At 66.8% G+C, this 16,686-nt stretch carries 14 protein-coding genes; 1 reads left to right on the forward strand and 13 read right to left on the reverse strand.

Annotated features, from left to right (window positions below; all coding sequences use genetic code 11):
* Positions 1–42: 42 nt before the first annotated feature.
* On the forward strand, positions 43–504 hold the full coding sequence (locus C4900_RS13275; protein ID WP_083996255.1) for a hypothetical protein: 462 nt from the start codon (positions 43–45) through the stop codon (positions 502–504).
* Here C4900_RS13275 and pmbA read toward each other — a convergent pair whose 3' ends face one another.
* Genes pmbA through leuS form a run of 13 tightly spaced genes read right to left on the reverse strand, consistent with a single transcriptional unit; the run spans position 505 to position 16,650 of the window.
* Positions 505–1,854: a metalloprotease PmbA gene (pmbA, locus tag C4900_RS13280; protein WP_114283228.1), complete on the reverse strand. Its 1,350-nt coding sequence runs from the start codon at positions 1,852–1,854 to the stop codon at positions 505–507.
* Entirely contained in the window at positions 1,851–3,314 is a 1,464-nt protein-coding gene (gene tldD / locus C4900_RS13285) for a metalloprotease TldD (RefSeq protein WP_065971983.1), read from the reverse strand. The genes pmbA and tldD overlap by 4 nt, the downstream gene beginning before the upstream one ends.
* Entirely contained in the window at positions 3,314–4,120 is an 807-nt protein-coding gene (locus C4900_RS13290; RefSeq protein WP_065971984.1) for a carbon-nitrogen hydrolase family protein, read from the reverse strand. Before C4900_RS13290 ends, tldD begins: the two co-directional genes overlap by 1 nt.
* Positions 4,120–7,881 (reverse strand): YhdP family phospholipid transporter, encoded by a 3,762-nt coding sequence (locus C4900_RS13295; RefSeq protein ID WP_114283229.1) that lies wholly within the window; start codon positions 7,879–7,881, stop codon positions 4,120–4,122. Before C4900_RS13295 ends, C4900_RS13290 begins: the two co-directional genes overlap by 1 nt.
* Before the next feature lie 58 nt (positions 7,882–7,939).
* Positions 7,940–9,367 (reverse strand): ribonuclease G, encoded by a 1,428-nt coding sequence (gene rng, locus C4900_RS13300; RefSeq protein ID WP_065971986.1) that lies wholly within the window; start codon positions 9,365–9,367, stop codon positions 7,940–7,942.
* Positions 9,364–9,933: a Maf family protein gene (locus C4900_RS13305; protein WP_065971987.1), complete on the reverse strand. Its 570-nt coding sequence runs from the start codon at positions 9,931–9,933 to the stop codon at positions 9,364–9,366. Before C4900_RS13305 ends, rng begins: the two co-directional genes overlap by 4 nt.
* Entirely contained in the window at positions 9,930–10,406 is a 477-nt protein-coding gene (gene rlmH, locus C4900_RS13310; RefSeq protein WP_065971988.1) for a 23S rRNA (pseudouridine(1915)-N(3))-methyltransferase RlmH, read from the reverse strand. Before rlmH ends, C4900_RS13305 begins: the two co-directional genes overlap by 4 nt.
* A gap of 3 nt (positions 10,407–10,409) precedes the next feature.
* Entirely contained in the window at positions 10,410–10,769 is a 360-nt protein-coding gene (rsfS, locus tag C4900_RS13315) for a ribosome silencing factor (protein WP_065971989.1), read from the reverse strand.
* On the reverse strand, positions 10,756–11,421 hold the full coding sequence (gene nadD, locus C4900_RS13320) for a nicotinate-nucleotide adenylyltransferase (protein WP_170132541.1): 666 nt from the start codon (positions 11,419–11,421) through the stop codon (positions 10,756–10,758). The genes rsfS and nadD overlap by 14 nt, the downstream gene beginning before the upstream one ends.
* Positions 11,399–12,658: a glutamate-5-semialdehyde dehydrogenase gene (locus C4900_RS13325; RefSeq protein WP_114283231.1), complete on the reverse strand. Its 1,260-nt coding sequence runs from the start codon at positions 12,656–12,658 to the stop codon at positions 11,399–11,401. The genes nadD and C4900_RS13325 overlap by 23 nt, the downstream gene beginning before the upstream one ends.
* Positions 12,658–13,662 carry a DNA polymerase III subunit delta gene (gene holA / locus C4900_RS13330; protein WP_114283232.1) on the reverse strand — a complete coding sequence of 335 codons (1,005 nt, stop codon included), beginning with the start codon at positions 13,660–13,662 and terminating at the stop codon, positions 12,658–12,660. The genes C4900_RS13325 and holA overlap by 1 nt, the downstream gene beginning before the upstream one ends.
* Positions 13,652–14,191: an LPS-assembly lipoprotein LptE gene (locus C4900_RS13335; RefSeq protein WP_065971992.1), complete on the reverse strand. Its 540-nt coding sequence runs from the start codon at positions 14,189–14,191 to the stop codon at positions 13,652–13,654. Before C4900_RS13335 ends, holA begins: the two co-directional genes overlap by 11 nt.
* Complete coding sequence (gene leuS / locus C4900_RS13340; RefSeq protein WP_114283233.1) at positions 14,188–16,650, reverse strand: leucine--tRNA ligase; 2,463 nt, start codon at positions 16,648–16,650, stop codon at positions 14,188–14,190. The genes C4900_RS13335 and leuS overlap by 4 nt, the downstream gene beginning before the upstream one ends.
* Positions 16,651–16,686: the final 36 nt, after the last annotated feature.

Genomic DNA, 16,686 nt, shown 5'->3' on the forward strand with positions numbered 1-16,686 from the left:
CCGCGCTTGTGCCGATGTCGCGACCTTGGCATGATCCGGCCCATGAAGGCCTTGATGCGGATGTTCGCGCAGCGTCGCGATAGACGCCTGCTCGATCGATTCTTTGCCCGTTACCAGGGTCGCACGCTCATCGTCCATCAAGGTCTTACGCTCGACTGGCTGGAGGAACTCCTGAAGCTCGGGGGCGGGGGTGGACACTTTCGCATCGATATACGCCAGCCGCCCAGTCGGCACAGCCCCGTGTTGTGGCTCGCGCACCGCTTCATCCTGCCCCTGGATCTCCCCCTGCCGGTCCTGTGTGACGTCGGGCCCACGACCATCGCGATCCGTCACCTGCGTTCCGCAGGCCGGCTATGCCATCCCGCCGATATCGCGTGGATACTCGAGGACATGCGCGTTCGGGCGCGCGTCCATGCGACCTTGTCCCGGCACTCGCATCGGCTCACGGCCGGTTTGGGCCTTGCCGTCTGCGACAACACCTTCGAGATGGACCTTGGCGGCTGATCAGCCGCCGGCGACCGTCATCCGCTCCACGAGCCACGAGCCCGTGCACACATTGTGGCGGGTGTCGACATCGCGCCCTACGGCGACAAGCCCCCTATACATATCCCGCAGATTCGAGGCGATGGTGATCTCCTCCACCGGATGGACGATCTCGCCGCCTTCCACCCAGAAACCGGCCGCTCCGCGTGAATAATCCCCGGTGACACCGTTGATCCCAAATCCTATGAGCTCGGTCACAAACAGCCCCCGTCCCATCTGGCGCAAGAGGCCCGCCAGATCCTCGGGACCGGAGGCCACCGTGAGGTTATGCACGCCACCAGCATTGGCGGTCGTGACAAGACCCAGCTTGCGCGCCGAATAACTGTCGAGACAGTAACGGCGCAACACACCGTCGGTCACGAGATCGCGATAGCGGGTCTCCACGCCCTCGCCATCGAAGGGCGCGCTGCCCATCGCCTTCTTGCGGTGCGGTTCCTCATACAAGTGGACCCAGGCCGGGAACAAGGCGGTGCCGACGCTATCGAGAAGAAATGACGAGCGCCGGTAAAGGCTTGGGCCGCTGATCGCCGACACCAGGTGCGACACCAGGCTGCGCGCCACCTGCGCCTCGTAGAGGACCGGGACCTGACAGGTCTTGATCTGGCGGGCGCCGAGCCGGCGCACCGTGCGCCGTGCCGCCCCGCGCCCGACCTCCTCGGCCGCCGGCAGGTCGCGGGGATCACGCACCATGGCATAGTCGTAATCGCGCTGCATCGAGCCGTTGCCATCCTCGCCCAAGACCGCGCAACTGATCCCGTGGCGGCTCGCGCGCACGGTCCCAAGAAAACCATGGCTGGTCGCATAGACATCCGTCCCGTCATGGGTGGTGACGCTCGCGCCCTCGGAATTGCGGATGCGGGGATCGGCGGCAAACGCCGCATCCTCGCCGCGTCGGGCAATCTCGATTGCCTCTTCCATCGACAGCGGCCAGGGATGGTGGAGGTCGAGATCGGGGATATCGCGCGCGAGGTGCGCGGGATCGGCGAGACCGTTATAGGGATCGGCGGCCGTATGGCGAGCGATGGCGCAGGCCGCCATGACCGCCTCCGTCAAGGCTTGCGTGCGAAAATCCGCGGTGCTCGCCGATCCGCTGCGCGTCCCGAAATAGACGGTGATGGAAAGGCTCTTGTCGCGGTGGTGTTCGACGGTCTCGACCTCGCCCTTACGGACCGTCACCGAGAGCCCGGCCCCGAGCCCGGCGTTCACCTCCGCGGCGCTCGCCCCCTGGCGGCGCGCGAGATCGAGGGCCTGCGCCGCCAAGTCCTCGAGCGAAGGCGCAGTCTTGGCCGTCGTGATCATGGCGTCCGTCATTCCTCCGTCCCCCCCACCGTCATACCATCTATGCGCAGGGTCGGCTGGCCGACACCCACCGGCACACTCTGGCCGTCCTTGCCGCAGGTCCCAACACCACTATCGAGGGCCAGGTCGTTGCCGACCATGGCCACGCGCGTCAACACATCCGGACCATTGCCGATGATGGTCGCGCCGCGCACCGGCCGCCCGATACGGCCGTTCTCGATGAGATAGGCCTCGGACGCCGAGAACACGAACTTGCCGGAGGTGATGTCGACCTGGCCTCCGCCGAAGTTCACGGCATACAGGCCCTTCTTGACCGAGGCAATGATCTCCTCGGGCGGCGTCTGTCCGGCGAGCATGTAGGTGTTGGTCATGCGTGGCATGGGGAGATGGGCATAGGACTCGCGACGCCCGTTGCCGGTGGGCGCCATGCCCATGAGGCGCGCATTCATGCGATCCTGGATATAGCCGCGCAGCACGCCCCGCTCAATCAACACCGTGCTCTGGGTCGGGGTTCCTTCGTCATCGACATTCAGGGAGCCGCGGCGTCCCGGCAAGGTCCCATCATCGACCACGGTGCAGGTATCGGCGGCGATCTTGTCGCCCAGTCGCCCGGCGAAGGCCGATGTCCCCTTGCGGTTGAAGTCGCCTTCGAGCCCGTGACCTATGGCCTCATGCAGCAGGATCCCGGGCCACCCCGGACCTAGGACCACCTGCATGGTCCCGGCCGGCGCCGGTGCCGCCTCGAGGTTCACGAGCGCCTGCCTTACGGCCTCGCGGGCGTAAGAGAGCGCCCGCTCCTCGGTCAGAAAGTATCCGTAATCGGTGCGTCCGCCGCCCCCCGACGTACCATGCTCGCGGCGGCCGTCCTGCTCCACTATGACCGTCACGTTGAGGCGCACGAGCGGCCGCACGTCGGCGGCCATGACGCCGTCGCTGCGTACGACCAGTATGGTCTCCTGCGAGCCACCCAGACTCGCCATCACCTGCGTCACGCGCGGATCGAGGCGGCGCGCCTCCTGCTCGACACGCTCGAGCAACGCCACCTTGGCGGTATCCTCGAGGCTCAGAAGCGGATCGAGCGGCTGATACAACGACAGCGCGCCGCCATCACGCGCGCTAAGGGCCGCGGTCTGTTCCTGTCCGCTACGGGCAATGGCGCGCGCCGCGGTGGCGGCATCGAGGAGCGCCGGCAGGACGATCTCGTCGGAGTAAGCAAATCCGGTCTTCTCGCCGGCGATCGCGCGCACCCCGACGCCCTGCTCGATGTGCCGATTCCCCGACTTGACCTGACCCTCTTCCAGGGACCAGGACTCTTGGCGGCTATACTGGAAGTACAGGTCGGCATAGTCGATCTGGTGACCAAGCATACGCCCCATGACCTGATCGATCTCGCCCGCGCCAATCCCCGCGGGGGCCAGCAGGGCCTCGCGGGCACGGTCCAGGTTGCGGTTATGAAAAGTCTCTGTCGTCATCACAATCTCCGATGCATGACACTAGGAAGGCGGCGGCGAACCGCGGCCACGGATGCCCGGTCGATCTGCGCGGTCACGATCCCGGGGCCCTCGGGCCGCTCTGCCAGGACCGCGCCCCAGGGATCGACGATCAGGCTGTGCCCAAAAGTGGCGCGGCCGTTGTCGTGTCGCCCGCCTTGCGCCGACGCAACGATATAGCAACTGTTTTCGATGGCCCGAGCACGCACCAGGACCTCCCAGTGCGCCGCGCCCGTCGGGACCGTGAATGCCGCAGGCAGGGCCACGATTTCCACGCCCGCATCGAGCAGCGCGCGAAACAGTTCAGGAAAACGCAGATCGTAGCAGATGGCAAGCCCGAGGCGACCCCACGGCGTGGCCACGGTCACGACCGTGTCGCCGGCCTCGAAGGCGTCGGACTCGGCGTAACGCTCGCCCGGCCCCAGATCCACGTCGAAAAGGTGGATCTTATCATAACGCGCGACGCGTTCCCCCCGGTCATCGAACACAAGGCACGCCGACCGGACCTTGGCGGGGTCACGGGAGCGGAGCGCGATGGTCCCGGCCACGATCCACAAAGACAGTGTCCGGCTAAGATACGCGAGGGCGTCCTGGATCGGCCCGCCGTCGTCGGTCTCGGCGTGACGCAGGCGCGAGCTTGGGGAATCGGCCATGAGCGCGAAGTTCTCCGGCAATACCGCGAGCTGCGCGCCGCCCGCCTGGGCCGCACGCAGGCCCGCCTCGGCGGCGGCGAGATTGGCGCCGACGTCCCGTCCCGAACTCATCTGGATGGCGGCGACCGTCGCCATCAGCCCTTGTCCGTCTTCTTTTGAACGTTCGGTCGGCTCCATGGCCCCTTGATGTAATAGGTAAGGCGCGTCCCCTGATCGATCTCATGGGCGAATATCTTCTGCATGAGTAATACCACCGCGCCCGCGATCGGACCACCCAGGAGACCGGTGGCGAGCGTGACATTGTTCTGGATATGCGGCTGTACCCGCACGCGCAGATCGAAGGTCTTGGCGACCAGGTCGGTCTTGCCCGACACAAGCACGTTGGCCGACGCGCCCTCGATATGGATGCCACGCGTCTCGGCCACGCCGCTGTCGGCGATCAGATCGCCATCGATGCGGTCGAAGGCAAATCCGCGCCCGAAGATACTGCTGAAGTCCAAAGTCAGATAGTGGGTGATGGAATCCACATTGAAGATCCCGAGCAGCTTGCCGGCCCCTTGCTGTACCTTGACGAACCGGCCATTGCGTGCCAGAAACCGGATATTGGCCTCAAGCCTTTTCACGGAGAACGCCGCTGGCCCCCCCGGCCAGTTCAAGGTCCCGTGCGCAGTCACGCGCCCGCCTGCGAGCTGATGAGGGAGGCCCCAGGCGTCCAGCATATGCCCGAAATTCTGGCTGTGGAAGGCGAATGTGAACAGCGACTCGGGGAGGCCGCCGTGCACGCTCCACTGCCCGAATCCCGTCAAGCTCGCGTGCGGTCGCACGAGATCGATCTGCTGAAAACGAAAGCCGTCAGCATACGGCGCGCCGTCGATCACGACCCGGCCGATGTAGTGGCGGCCGACGGTGAGACTGTTGGCGGTAAAGTGGATCGCCGGCAGATGCTCGGGATCGCGGATCGGCGACCCCTGGCCCGTGGCGGACGTCCCATGGGATGGTGCCGGTATGGTCAGGTGGTCTAGCTGCAACACGACGGTGGGCCGCGGCTGCGGGCGCCAGTCCAGGGTCCCGGCGATATCCGGCCCCTCGAGGACACCCGCCCATGCCGACCCATGGCGCCGGAAGCGCGCATGGACGGTCCCAAACGAACGCCCGGCCCATGCCAATGACCCGACATACGCCGTAAAGGCGCGGGGCGTGACCAGCGGGCGCATTCCCACCTTGACATGCGCCTGATTGAGGGTCTGGACGAACGTCAGCCACGGCGCGACTGCGAGATAGCCGCTGCGGACACCGATGGCAAGCCCCCGACCCACGGTCTTCGGGGCCACCGCCGAGCCGACGCCGACCCACAGACCATGGGGGCCGTTGCTCGCACCGGCATACGCCAAGGTCAGGTGGTGCGCCACACCGCCGCGCGCGAATACCCCGTTGTGGTCGCTCAGGAGCGTAAAATGTGCAACCGCCGGGACCCCGCGGGCCTTGCCTGCGGGATAGGGCAGATGCAGCGCCAACTGGCGCACATCGGCGGTCACCTGCGCCCGCAGGCGCCGCCCCGCTATCACATGCAGTTGCCAGCTCACGGCGCCGCCTACGTAGCGCCGGGCGGGACCCGCCAGGGCCTTCACATGCGCGGCATCGATCTGGCCCGTCGCCTGTCCCTGTACTCCGCCGTGGCGACGGGGGGTCAGGGCGAGCGTGAAGGGCCCCCCGAGCAGACGACCCGAGAGCCGCGCACTCTCGGGTCCGGCATCATTGAACGTGGCCCACCCGGCCAGGGCCCGCCAGTGCAAGACCCTCGATCCCAGGGGATAGCGTAGGGTCGCATGCGCGAGATTGATACGCCCATGGAGCGTAAGCGGTCCCTGGCGACGCGAGAACGGGATGTGCAGGATGAGCGCGAGACGCGCCCCCCCGCCCCCCGAGATCGTCGCCGGGAGCACGGTACGTAGCCCGGCGCGGACATGCGGGAGGACGACCGCAAGAAGGTCACCCAGACCGCCTTGGGTATGCACGCGCACGGTGGCAAGGCCCATCGGTGTCCCAAGCGGACCGGCCCGTACCGAAAGTGCCGGTACCACCACCCCGCCGAGGACCCCCGATCCCTGTACGGAAAGCTGGGCATCATGATCGGTCACGGTCACCGCCAGATGGCGCGCGCTCGGCCAATGGGGCAGGAAACGATAACGGCCATGCCTTATGTGCAGCGTGGCCTGGAACAGGCCGCCACCGTTACGGAACGGGAAGCCCTTGAGCGGCCCCTTGAATGTGACCTGGCCTGCTGTTATGACCCCGCCGCGTACGGTGCGCGTCAGCCACTGGCGCAGATGACCGCGCATAGTTCGTGGATACAAATCCTTCAGGGCGGATATGCGTACATCATGCAAGGCCGCCCCCAACAGCAGCACCTGACCCTGGCCCGCCTCCTGCGCCCCGCTCGCCGCGGCATCGACGGTCCCGGCCGTCGAGGCTAGGTGCAGGGCGGGGAGTTCCCACGACAGGCCCTGCGCGTCCTTGTGCCAAGAGAGCTCGGCGGTCAGAGCCTGAACGGTGAGCGGGCCGGGCAGGGCGGCCGGTCCGCGCACGAGACCATGCAGGCCGCTTAGCACGACGCGCCCGAAATGCGTACCGGCGATGAGTCGGCCCGCGGCATGGGCAAAGAACGGCCCGGACCGGGCGCGCCCCAGACCAAGACCCGTGAAGCGCGCCCGCACATGATAGCGCCATCGCGGCCCTAAGCGCAGATGCAGGCGCGTGAGGGTACCCCGGGGCCGCAAGGCCAGCCACGAGGCCACCTTCGGGTTGAGCGAGCGCAGGCGTGCGGCCACGTAGGCGACCTGGGTGAGGTGCAGGCGCTCGGTGTCCACATCCCAAAAGGCCCCTTGGTGCGCCACATAGACGCTGCCTGTATGCGAACGCACCCCGGCAACCGACGAGCGCACATCGGCGGCGTAAAAGCGGAAACCCTGGGGATCGATCTTCAGGCTGAAGCGGCCGGACAGGCCGGCGATCGCGAGCGCATGGCTGAAACGATTGGCGGGCACGAAGGCGTGCGCCAGTGCCACATCGCCCCCGACGAAATCGAGACGGCCACGATTCCAGGTGGTCCATAGCTGTCCGCCCACGGTGCCGGCCAAGGGGCGCAGCCGGCGGCGCCCGGTGAGAGCGGCGGCGGCGTGCAGGTCGAGGGCCATGGCATGCACCCCAAGCGCGCCGCGGAAATGCTTGGGTGAAACCCCGTGACCCGAAAACTCGACGGTCACCAGACAGCGGCCGCACACCCCCGGAATCGTCGCCGCACCGGTCAAAGTATGATCCTTGATACCCGTGGTCCAGCTCGCATCGAGCGCTTGGAGCGAGACTATGGGCCGCCCCGGCATGGCAATCGCGACCTGTCCGGCATGCAGACTCATGGCATGCATCGCCGCCAGGAACCGGCGCCAATGGAAGGGCTGTTGCGAGTGATGGACAAGCCCCACGACGTGCACGCCGTGCGCGGTCTTGCGAAGATTGAGGCGCGCGCCGTCGATGCCGATGAACGCCGGCCACAAGCGTGCGCGCGTCAAGGCCAGCCACGACAGATCGACGCGCACGGCGCGCAGCGCCACGGCCGGCCCCGCCCGGCCCATGACCGTGACCCCCCGGAGCATGATCCCCGGCCGCCAATCGACCCGCGCCGCGACCGCGCGCACACGCACCGGCGCGCCCAGGTCGCGCGTCAGGGCCGCCTCGAGCGCCGGCTTTTCGGTCTGCAAGAGCGGGGTAAGCCACAGCGGGCTGGTAGCGAGCGCTACGATGAGCAACGCGAACAGCGCACCCGCGGTTGCCAGGGCATAACGCGCACCGCGACTTCGGTTGTGCCAGAAGATATATGCCCGCCGCCTGAGCCCTACCATGAAATCACCAACCCCGATTTCCCCTCAAGGGCATCGTCTGTGCATCGCCATCTACGACTCAAGTCAGGACGACCTCGTACTCCTCTTGATTGTAGAGCGGCTCGACCTGGAGATGAATGGGCTTGCCGATGAACTCCTGCAGGCGCGCCAGACTCTGCGCCTGGTCGTCTGAAAGCCGGTCGACGACCACCTGGGAGGCCACCACCAGGTACTGGTCCGTGCCAAACTGCCGGGCCTCGCGCAGGATCTCCCGGAAGATCTCGTAGGTCACGGTCTCGGGGGTCTTCAATACGCCGCGCCCTTTGCACGCCGGACAGGTCTCGCACAACAGATGCTCCAGGCTCTCGCGGGTGCGCTTGCGCGTGATCTCCACAAGCCCCAGGGCCGACATATCGGCGATGGAGGCCTTGACACGGTCGCGGGCCAGCGCGCGCTCGAGGGCGCGCAAGACCTGGCGCTTGTGATCGGGATCGCCCATATCGATGAAATCCACGATGATCATGCCCCCGAGATTACGCAGCCGCAGCTGGCGGGCGATGGCATGCGCGGCCTCGAGGTTGGTCTTGAAGATGGTCTCGGCGAGGTTGCGATGCCCGACATAGGTGCCGGTATTTACATCCACCGTGGTCATGGCCTCGGTCTGGTCAATGACGAGATAACCTCCGGACTTCAACGCCACCCGCCGATCCAGGGCGCGCTTGATCTCGTCTTCCACGGAGTAGAGGTCGAAGATCGGGCGCTCGCCCGGGTAATACTCGATGCGCGGGGCTACGTCGGGCACGAATTCCAGGGCGAACTCCTGGGCCTTGGTATACATCTCGCGCGAATCGATACGCACCTTCTCGATATTGTCGCGCACGAGATCGCGCATGGCGCGCAGCACGAGCGACAGGTCCTCGTGGACCAGACCATGCCGGTCGGGCTCGCGCATACGCTCGGATAGGCGCTGCCAGAGCTTGCGCAGGTAGCGGATATCGCGCCTCAATTCCTCCTCGCTCACCTGCTCGGCCATGGTGCGCAGGATGAAGCCCCCGGGCTCGTCGCCCATGGCCGAGCGCACCGCGGCACGCAACCGCTCACGCTCCTCCTCATCGTCGATCTTTTGAGAGATGCCGATATGGTCGCTGGTTGGCATGTACACGACGTAGCGGGCCGGCAGGCTGATCTGGGTCGTAAGCCGCGCGCCCTTGGTCCCGATCGGGTCCTTGACGACCTGCACGGTCAGGTCCTGACCCTCGATGAGCGCGGGGGCGCCGTTGCCGGACTTCATCTCCGCGGTCTGCAAAAACGCGGTACGCTCGAGCCCGATGTCGACGAATGCCGCCTGCATGCCCGGGAGGAAGCGCGACACCCGGCCCTTATAGATATTGCCGACAAGGCCGCGGTGACTGGCGCGCTCGATATGGACCTCCTGCAACACCCCATTCTCGACGACCGCAACGCGCGTCTCCTGGGGCGTCACATTGATCAGGATCTCCTCGCTCACAAAAGGCCCTCGGCTGCCAGCAGCTGACCGCATTCGTATAAGGGCAGACCGACGACGCCCGAATAGCTCCCTACGAGACGCGCGATGAACAACGCCGCGCGTCCCTGGATGGCATAGCCCCCGGCCTTGCCGATCGGTTCCCCGGTCGCGCAATAGGCGTCGATCTCGGATTCGCAAAGCCTCTTGAAGGTCACATCGCTACGCGCCACCACCTCGTTATGCCCCTGACCGAGCAGGCATAGGGCGGTGTACACGGTATGTTCGACCCCCGACAGGCGGCGCAACGCCGCGCGCGCCGCGGGCGCATCATCGGGCTTATGCAGTATCGCGCCGTCATGCACGACGATGGTGTCGGCGCCCAGCACCGGCGCGCTGGCAAGCCCCCGCCGGTCGCGCTCGCGCGTCCCGGCGACGGCCTTTTCGTGGGCCATCCGCTGCACATAGGCAAGCGGCGCCTCGCTTGCGTGCGGCGTCTCGTCGATGTCCGGCACGAGCGTCACGAACGCCACCGCGATCTGCTTTAGGAGTTCCTGCCGACGTTCCGAGGCCGAGGCCAGATAAATCAAGACGACCCCCTATGGTAAGGCTGCCCGCTCAAGGCGCTGTAGGCCCGATACAGCTGTTCGGCCAGCATGACCCGCACCAGGGCGTGTGGAAACACGAGCGGCGACAGCGACCAGCGGTCGAAGGCCGCCTCGAGACAGGCATCCGCCAGTCCCTCCGCGCCCCCAACCAGGAAGGTGAGTGGACGGCCCGCGGCCAGCCACGTCTCGAGGTCGCGGGCCAACGCCTCGCTCGTGCGCATGCGCCCCTCGACATCGAGTGCCACAAGCAGGGCCTGGCGCGGCGCGGCGCCCAGGAGCCGCTCGCCCTCCTCGCGCTTGAGCCTATCCCGGTCGTTTGCACGCGTCCATCGCGCCGGCGTGATCTCGGTCAACTCCAGACGGTAGGGGCCGGACAAACGACGGGCATAGTCCGCGAATCCGGCCTGCACCCAGGCAGGGACCCGCGTACCGACCGCCAGCACACGCATGGCCATCGGTCAACGTCGCGGGCCGCGCTCGCGGCAGGCCTCGTCGCGCGCCCCGAACTCCTCGGACCAGAGCTTCTCCAGGGCATAGAACGCCCGGGTCTTTGGGTGCATGACGTGCGTGATGACATCCGCGCAGTCGATGAGCACCCATTCGCCGTCGCTCAATCCTTCCACACCCTGCGGTTTGTAGCCGGCCGCGCGCAGCGCATCGTCGACCTTGCGCCCGATCGACGTCACATGGCGGGTGGATGTCCCGCTGGCGACGATCATGGTGTCGGTGATATCGGTCAAGGACCGTACATCGAGGACCACGATATCGTCGGCCTTGGCCTGCTCCAGCGCCTCTCGTACCCGCTCAACCTTCGTCATGATGCGATGATCTCCGATACAGTCCATGGGCCTCAATATAGGCCGGTACCCCGGGCGGCAGCCACGCCTCGGGGGCGATACCGTCGGCCAGCGCCTGGCGCAAGGCCGTGGCGGATTCGGGGCGCGCGCTGGCGGTAAACCGCAAGGCCCGGCCGTGGTCGGCGTCCAGCAGATCCGCCCCGCAGCGCACGAGTCGCGGCCGGACCCATTCCGGGAGCCTATCGTCGAAACCCGGGCGGCTCACGATAATGATGTGCGCCAGACCCAGGATGCGCCGCCAGCGATGCCAGGCCGGCAGGCCGGCGAAGGCATCCGCCCCGAGGATCAGGGCCAGTGGCCGGCCATGGCGGGCACGCAGGGTGGCAAGGGTATCGACCATGTAGGAGGGCCCTTCGCGCTCGTACTCGACCTCATCGATGTCAAAGCGGGGGTCGCCGGCGAGCGCCAGGCGCAGCATCGCGAGCCTGTGGTGGGCATCGGCGAACGGTGTGGGCCTGTGCGGCGGCCGGGCCGCAGGGACGAACACGATACGCGACAACGGCAAGGCGCGCATGAGGGCACAGGCGACCGCGACATGTCCGCGGTGCACCGGATCGAAGGTCCCACCGAAAACCCCCAGGAGTGCCCGATTATCGGCGGATATGCCCGTCACCCCAAACCACGAACTTCTGAGACGTGAGACCCTCGAGCCCGACCGGGCCGCGCGCATGGAGCTTATCGGTGCTGATACCGATCTCCGCCCCCAGACCGTACTCGAAACCATCGGCAAAACGCGTCGAGGCGTTGACCATCACCGAGCTCGAGTCCACTTCCCGCAAAAAGCGCTGGGCGTGCGTCCAGTTCTCAGTCACGATGGCATCGGTATGATGGGAGCCGTAGCGGCCGATATGGGCGATCGCCTCATCCACGTCGGCCACCACCCGGATCGCGAGGATCGGCGCCAGATACTCGGTCTCCCAATCCTCCTCGGTGGCCGACACCATGTCCGCCACCCGGTCACGGGTCTTGGGACAGCCACGCAACTCGACCCCGTGTGCGCGATAGGCACACACAAGCGGCGCCAGCAGCTCGTCTGCGCGGCGCTCGGCGATCAACAAGGTCTCCATGGTATTGCATGTCCCATAGCGCTGGGTCTTGGCATTCACCGCCACCGCCAGCGCCTTGGCGGCGTCGGCGTCGTCATCGATATAGACGTGACACACCCCGTGCAGATGCTTCAGGACCGGCATGCGGGCCTCACGGGCGACGAGCTCGACCAGCCCCTTGCCGCCGCGCGGGATGACGAGGTCGACTTCGCCCTGCATGTGCAATAAGTGGGTCACGGCCGCCCGGTCGGTGGTCTCGACAAGCCCCAGGGCCCCGGGCGGAAGGCCGGCCGCGGCCAGGCCTTCGCGCAGATAACGGCCGATGATGGCGTTGGAATGCAAGGCCTCGGAACCGCCGCGCAAAATGACGGCGTTGCCGGACTTAAGGCAGAGCCCGGCGGCATCAGCGGTCACGTTGGGCCGCGATTCATAGATGATGCCGATCACGCCAAGCGGCACGCGCATGCGCCCCACCTGAATACCCGAGGGTTGCATCGCAAGCCCGCTGATCTCGCCCACAGGGTCGGGAAGGGCCGCGATCGCCAACAATCCCTGCGCCATGTGCTCGATGCGCTCCGGGGTCAACGTGAGACGATCGACGAGTGCTGCGTCCAGGCCTGCGGCTTGCGCCGCCGCCACATCGCGCTCGTTTTCCGCACCGATCAAGGCGGCATGTGTGCGCATGCCCTCGGCGGCCACGGACAGCGCCTTGTTCTTGACCCCCGTCGGCGCGCGCGCCATGGCCGGCGCGGCCTCGCGTGCCGCGCGCCCGAGCGCCTCCATATAAGTCACGATATCCGTCATCACCCCACCCCGCCTCCGCCGGGCATGCCCGCAAGCCCCAGGGCCACGCGCTCTATCAGGGTCCACGCATCCCCGTCCGCCCGTCCCTTGTTGGTACGGTCGAGCTCGGCGCACGCCTGCAACAGATCGTGCAGGCGCGCTGCCGAGAGCCGCCGCAACGCCGCAACCAGCAGCGCCTGACGCGCCGCCCATACGCGTTCGTTCCGAAAGAGCTCGGCAAGAGGCGCCTTGCGCGCCTGCCGGGAGGCCATGCGACCGAGCAAGCGCACCTCGCGCGTCAGCGCCCATGATACCAGTATCGGGTCGCGCGCCTCCATGCGCAAGCGATTCGTGTAGCGATAGGTAGCGGCGAGATCGCCCTTCAGGGCGGCATCGGTGACCGCAAATACATCGAACCGCGCCTCATCGCCCATGATCGCCGCCAAGGCCTCGACGCCTGGGTGCGGCTCGGACTTGAGGCGCGCGACGGCATCGGCCGCAGCCCCCATGTTACCTTCCGTGAAATAACTGATACGCCGCGCGAGCTCCTCATCCACTATCCCGGCCTCGCGCAGGCGCGCACGCACCCACGTCACGAGCGGTTCACCTACCAAAGGGGTGGCGACCACGACATGGCCCTCGCGCGCCACCGCCTCGACCCACGCAGCCTTCTGCGCGGCCCGGTCGAGCGCCCCGGTCACCACCAACAAAACGGCGTCCGGCGCAATCAGCGGCAGGCACGCGGGCAGCTCGCGACCCAGACCCTCGCGGGCCTCGCGGGCGCGCAACTCGTAGAGGCTGCGCGCAGCAAACAACGAGGGCGAGGCCAGGGTCTCCCGAAACTGCCCCCAGGAAAACCCGCTTTCGAGGAAGAAGCGCTGGCGCTCGCCGACCCCGGCGGCAATGGCCGCCGCGACGATCCGCGCCACGGCCTCCTCCACCAGGAACGGTTCATCCCCGCACACGAGGTAGACACGGCGCAGATCGCCCAGCCGCGCGGCAAGATCTTCGGCTTTAAGGAGCATGAGGTTTGTGAGGCGCGGCGGCGACCGCCGGCGGCCCCTTATAGGTAGCCAGCGCCCACACGATCTGGCGGGCGGCCGACAGACGCATGCGGCGCTCGAGATAACTCTGTTCGCGGGCCATCGCCAGCACGTTCTCGGGATTGAAGCTGTACTCGCGCTGCACGCGCACCGTACGCGGTGCCATAAGCAGCCTCCCGCCGGGCCCCACGAGACTGAAGGTCACGGCGTAATCGAGCAGGTAGGCGCTCGCCCCGCCGTTGCTGTTCAGGGTTACGACGACCGGGTTCATCATCTCGCCGCCGAGCACCACCGTCGGGGCCTTGCGGTGGTCCACGATCCGCACCCCGCGGTCTTCCAGGGCGTGACGGACGACGAGCACGAGCCCCGGATACTTGAGACCGCTTGAAGGCATGCGTACACGCAGCACCGACAGCGAGGCCGGCAACGCGAATTCGTGGGCGCTACGCAGATGAAAGCCGCAGCCGGCCAGGAAGAGCGCCGCAAGCCCCGCAACCGCAAGGTACCTCATCCGTTTGCGCTGACGATATTGACGAGACGCCCGGGGACCACCACCACCTTGACCACCGGTCGGCCCGCGAGATGACGTGCCACCGCCTCGTCGCCCAGGGCCGCCGCCTCGATCGTCGCCCGATCGCAGTCGGCAGCCACCGTGATCTCGGACCTGCGCTTGCCGTTGACCTGGACGACAAGCCGCATGGTGGCGCGCTTCAAGGCCTCGACATCGACGGCCGGCCAGGGGGCATCGACGATTGCCTCCGGCGCAAACCCCAACTCCTGCCACAGGCGATGGGTGATATGCGGCACGATCGGCGCCAGCAGGCGCAACAAGAGGCCGAGGCCCTCGTACAATAGCCGCATGCCGGAGTCCGACACCGGCTCATCCAAGAGCCTTTGCAGGATATTGGCAAGGCTCATGCAGGCCGCCACCACGGTATTGAAATGATACCGTTCATAGTCACGCAAGGCCTGATCGAGCAGGGCTTGTATGTCGGCACGCAACAACCTATGGACCTCGTCATAGTCCCCGTCCGCGGGACGTGGCCGTTGCGCCGCGCCGCGCGCAATACCCCATAGCCGCCGCAAGAACCGATGAGCACCGGCCACGGCCTCATCGCTCCACTCCAGGGACTGCTCCGGGGGCGCTGCGAATATGATAAAAAGCCGCGCGGTGTCGGCGCCGTATTGCGCGATCAAGGCCTGCGGATCGACGGTATTCCCCTTGGATTTGGACATCTTGGTCCCGTCTTTCAGGACCATGCCCTGGGTGAGCAGGCGCGTGAAGGGCTCGTCGTTGCCCAAAAGTCCCTCGTCGCGCAGGAGCTTGTTGAAAAACCGCGCATAAAGGAGATGGAGAATGGCGTGCTCTATGCCGCCGATGTATTGGTCGACTGGCAGCCAATGGCGCACACGCGCATCGAGCATCTCACGATCGTTGTCGTAGCAGCAGTAGCGGGCGTAGTACCAGGACGATTCCATGAAGGTGTCGAAGGTGTCGGTCTCGCGCCGTGCCGCGCCGCCGCACTGCGGGCAGGAGACGTTCACGAAGTCTGCGCGCACGGCGAGCGCCGAGCCACCCTGGGTGATGACCACATCCTCCGGCAGGCGCACCGGCAGATCCTGGTCCGGAACCGGCACCACGCCGCACGCCTTACAGTGGATCATGGGGATCGGCGTACCCCAGTAACGCTGTCGCGACACGCCCCAATCACGCAGCCTGAGCTGTACGCGCGGGGCGCCGGCCCCGATCTTTGCCAGCGCCTCCACGATGCGCGCGCGTGCCGCCTCCGAGGTAAGCCCGGTGAACGGCCCGGAGTCCACCAGGCGCCCAGGGCCGGTGTAGGCGGCATCACGCACGAGATCCCCAGCATGGCCCTGATAGCCCTCCGGGACCACCACCGGGACCACCGGCAGTGCGTAGCGTTGCGCGAACGCGAAGTCGCGCTCATCATGCGCGGGGACCGCCATCACCGCCCCCTCGCCATAGCCCATGAGCACGAAATTGGCGGCGTACACCGGCAGGGTGCGGCCGGTCAAGGGGTGGATCGCCCGCCGGCCGGTGTCGACGCCGCGTTTTTCCATGGTCTCGACAGCCGCCTCGGCGGTCTGCATCACGCGGCACTCTTCACGAAACCGCGCCACCTCCGGGCACCCGGCGCTGGCGGCCACCGCCAGGGGATGTTCGGCAGCCACCGCCAGATAGGTCACTCCCATGAGCGTGTCCGGCCGGGTCGTAAATACCGTGAGCGTCCCGTAACCCTCCACCGCAAACCGGATCTCGGCCCCCTCGGAGCGCCCGATCCAGTTGCGTTGCATGGTCGCGACCCGCTCCGGCCATCCGGGGAGCGCGTCGAGCCCCGCCAGGAGCTCGTCGGCGTAGGCGGTGATGCGCAGGAACCATTGCCGGATCTCGCGGCGCTCGACCAGGGTATCGCACCGCCAGCAGCGCCCATCCACGACCTGTTCATTGGCGAGCACGGTCTGATCCTTGGGGCACCAATTGACCGGCGCGGTAGCGCGATAGGCGAGCCCCTTACGATACAGGCGCGTGAACAGCCACTGCTCCCATCGGTAATATTCGGGACGGCAGGTGGCGATTTCGCGCCGCCAGTCATAGGCCAGACCCAGGCGCTTCAATTGATCGCGCATGGCGGAGATGTTGTCGTAGGTCCATTGCGCGGGAGGCACCCCATTGCGCTCGGCGGCGCCCTCGGCCGGCAGCCCGAAGGCGTCCCAACCCATCGGCTGCAGGACATTCATGCCCTGCATGCGCCGCCACCGGCTGATCACATCCCCGAGCGTGTAGTTGCGCACATGCCCCATGTGCAGCCGCCCGGACGGATAGGGAAACATGGACAGGCAATAGAACTTCGGACGCGCATCATCCTCGGTCACCTCGAAACTCCGGGCCTGCGCCCAGAACGCCTGGGCCTCGCGCTCTACATCGATCGGGGAATAACGGTCGTCCATCGAACCTTGGGCTCGCTTCGCGTGGGTAAGGCCCTT

Origin of the sequence: Acidiferrobacter thiooxydans (genome assembly GCF_003333315.1) — a bacterium.
Classification (GTDB): Bacteria; Pseudomonadota; Gammaproteobacteria; order Acidiferrobacterales; family Acidiferrobacteraceae; genus Acidiferrobacter; species Acidiferrobacter thiooxydans.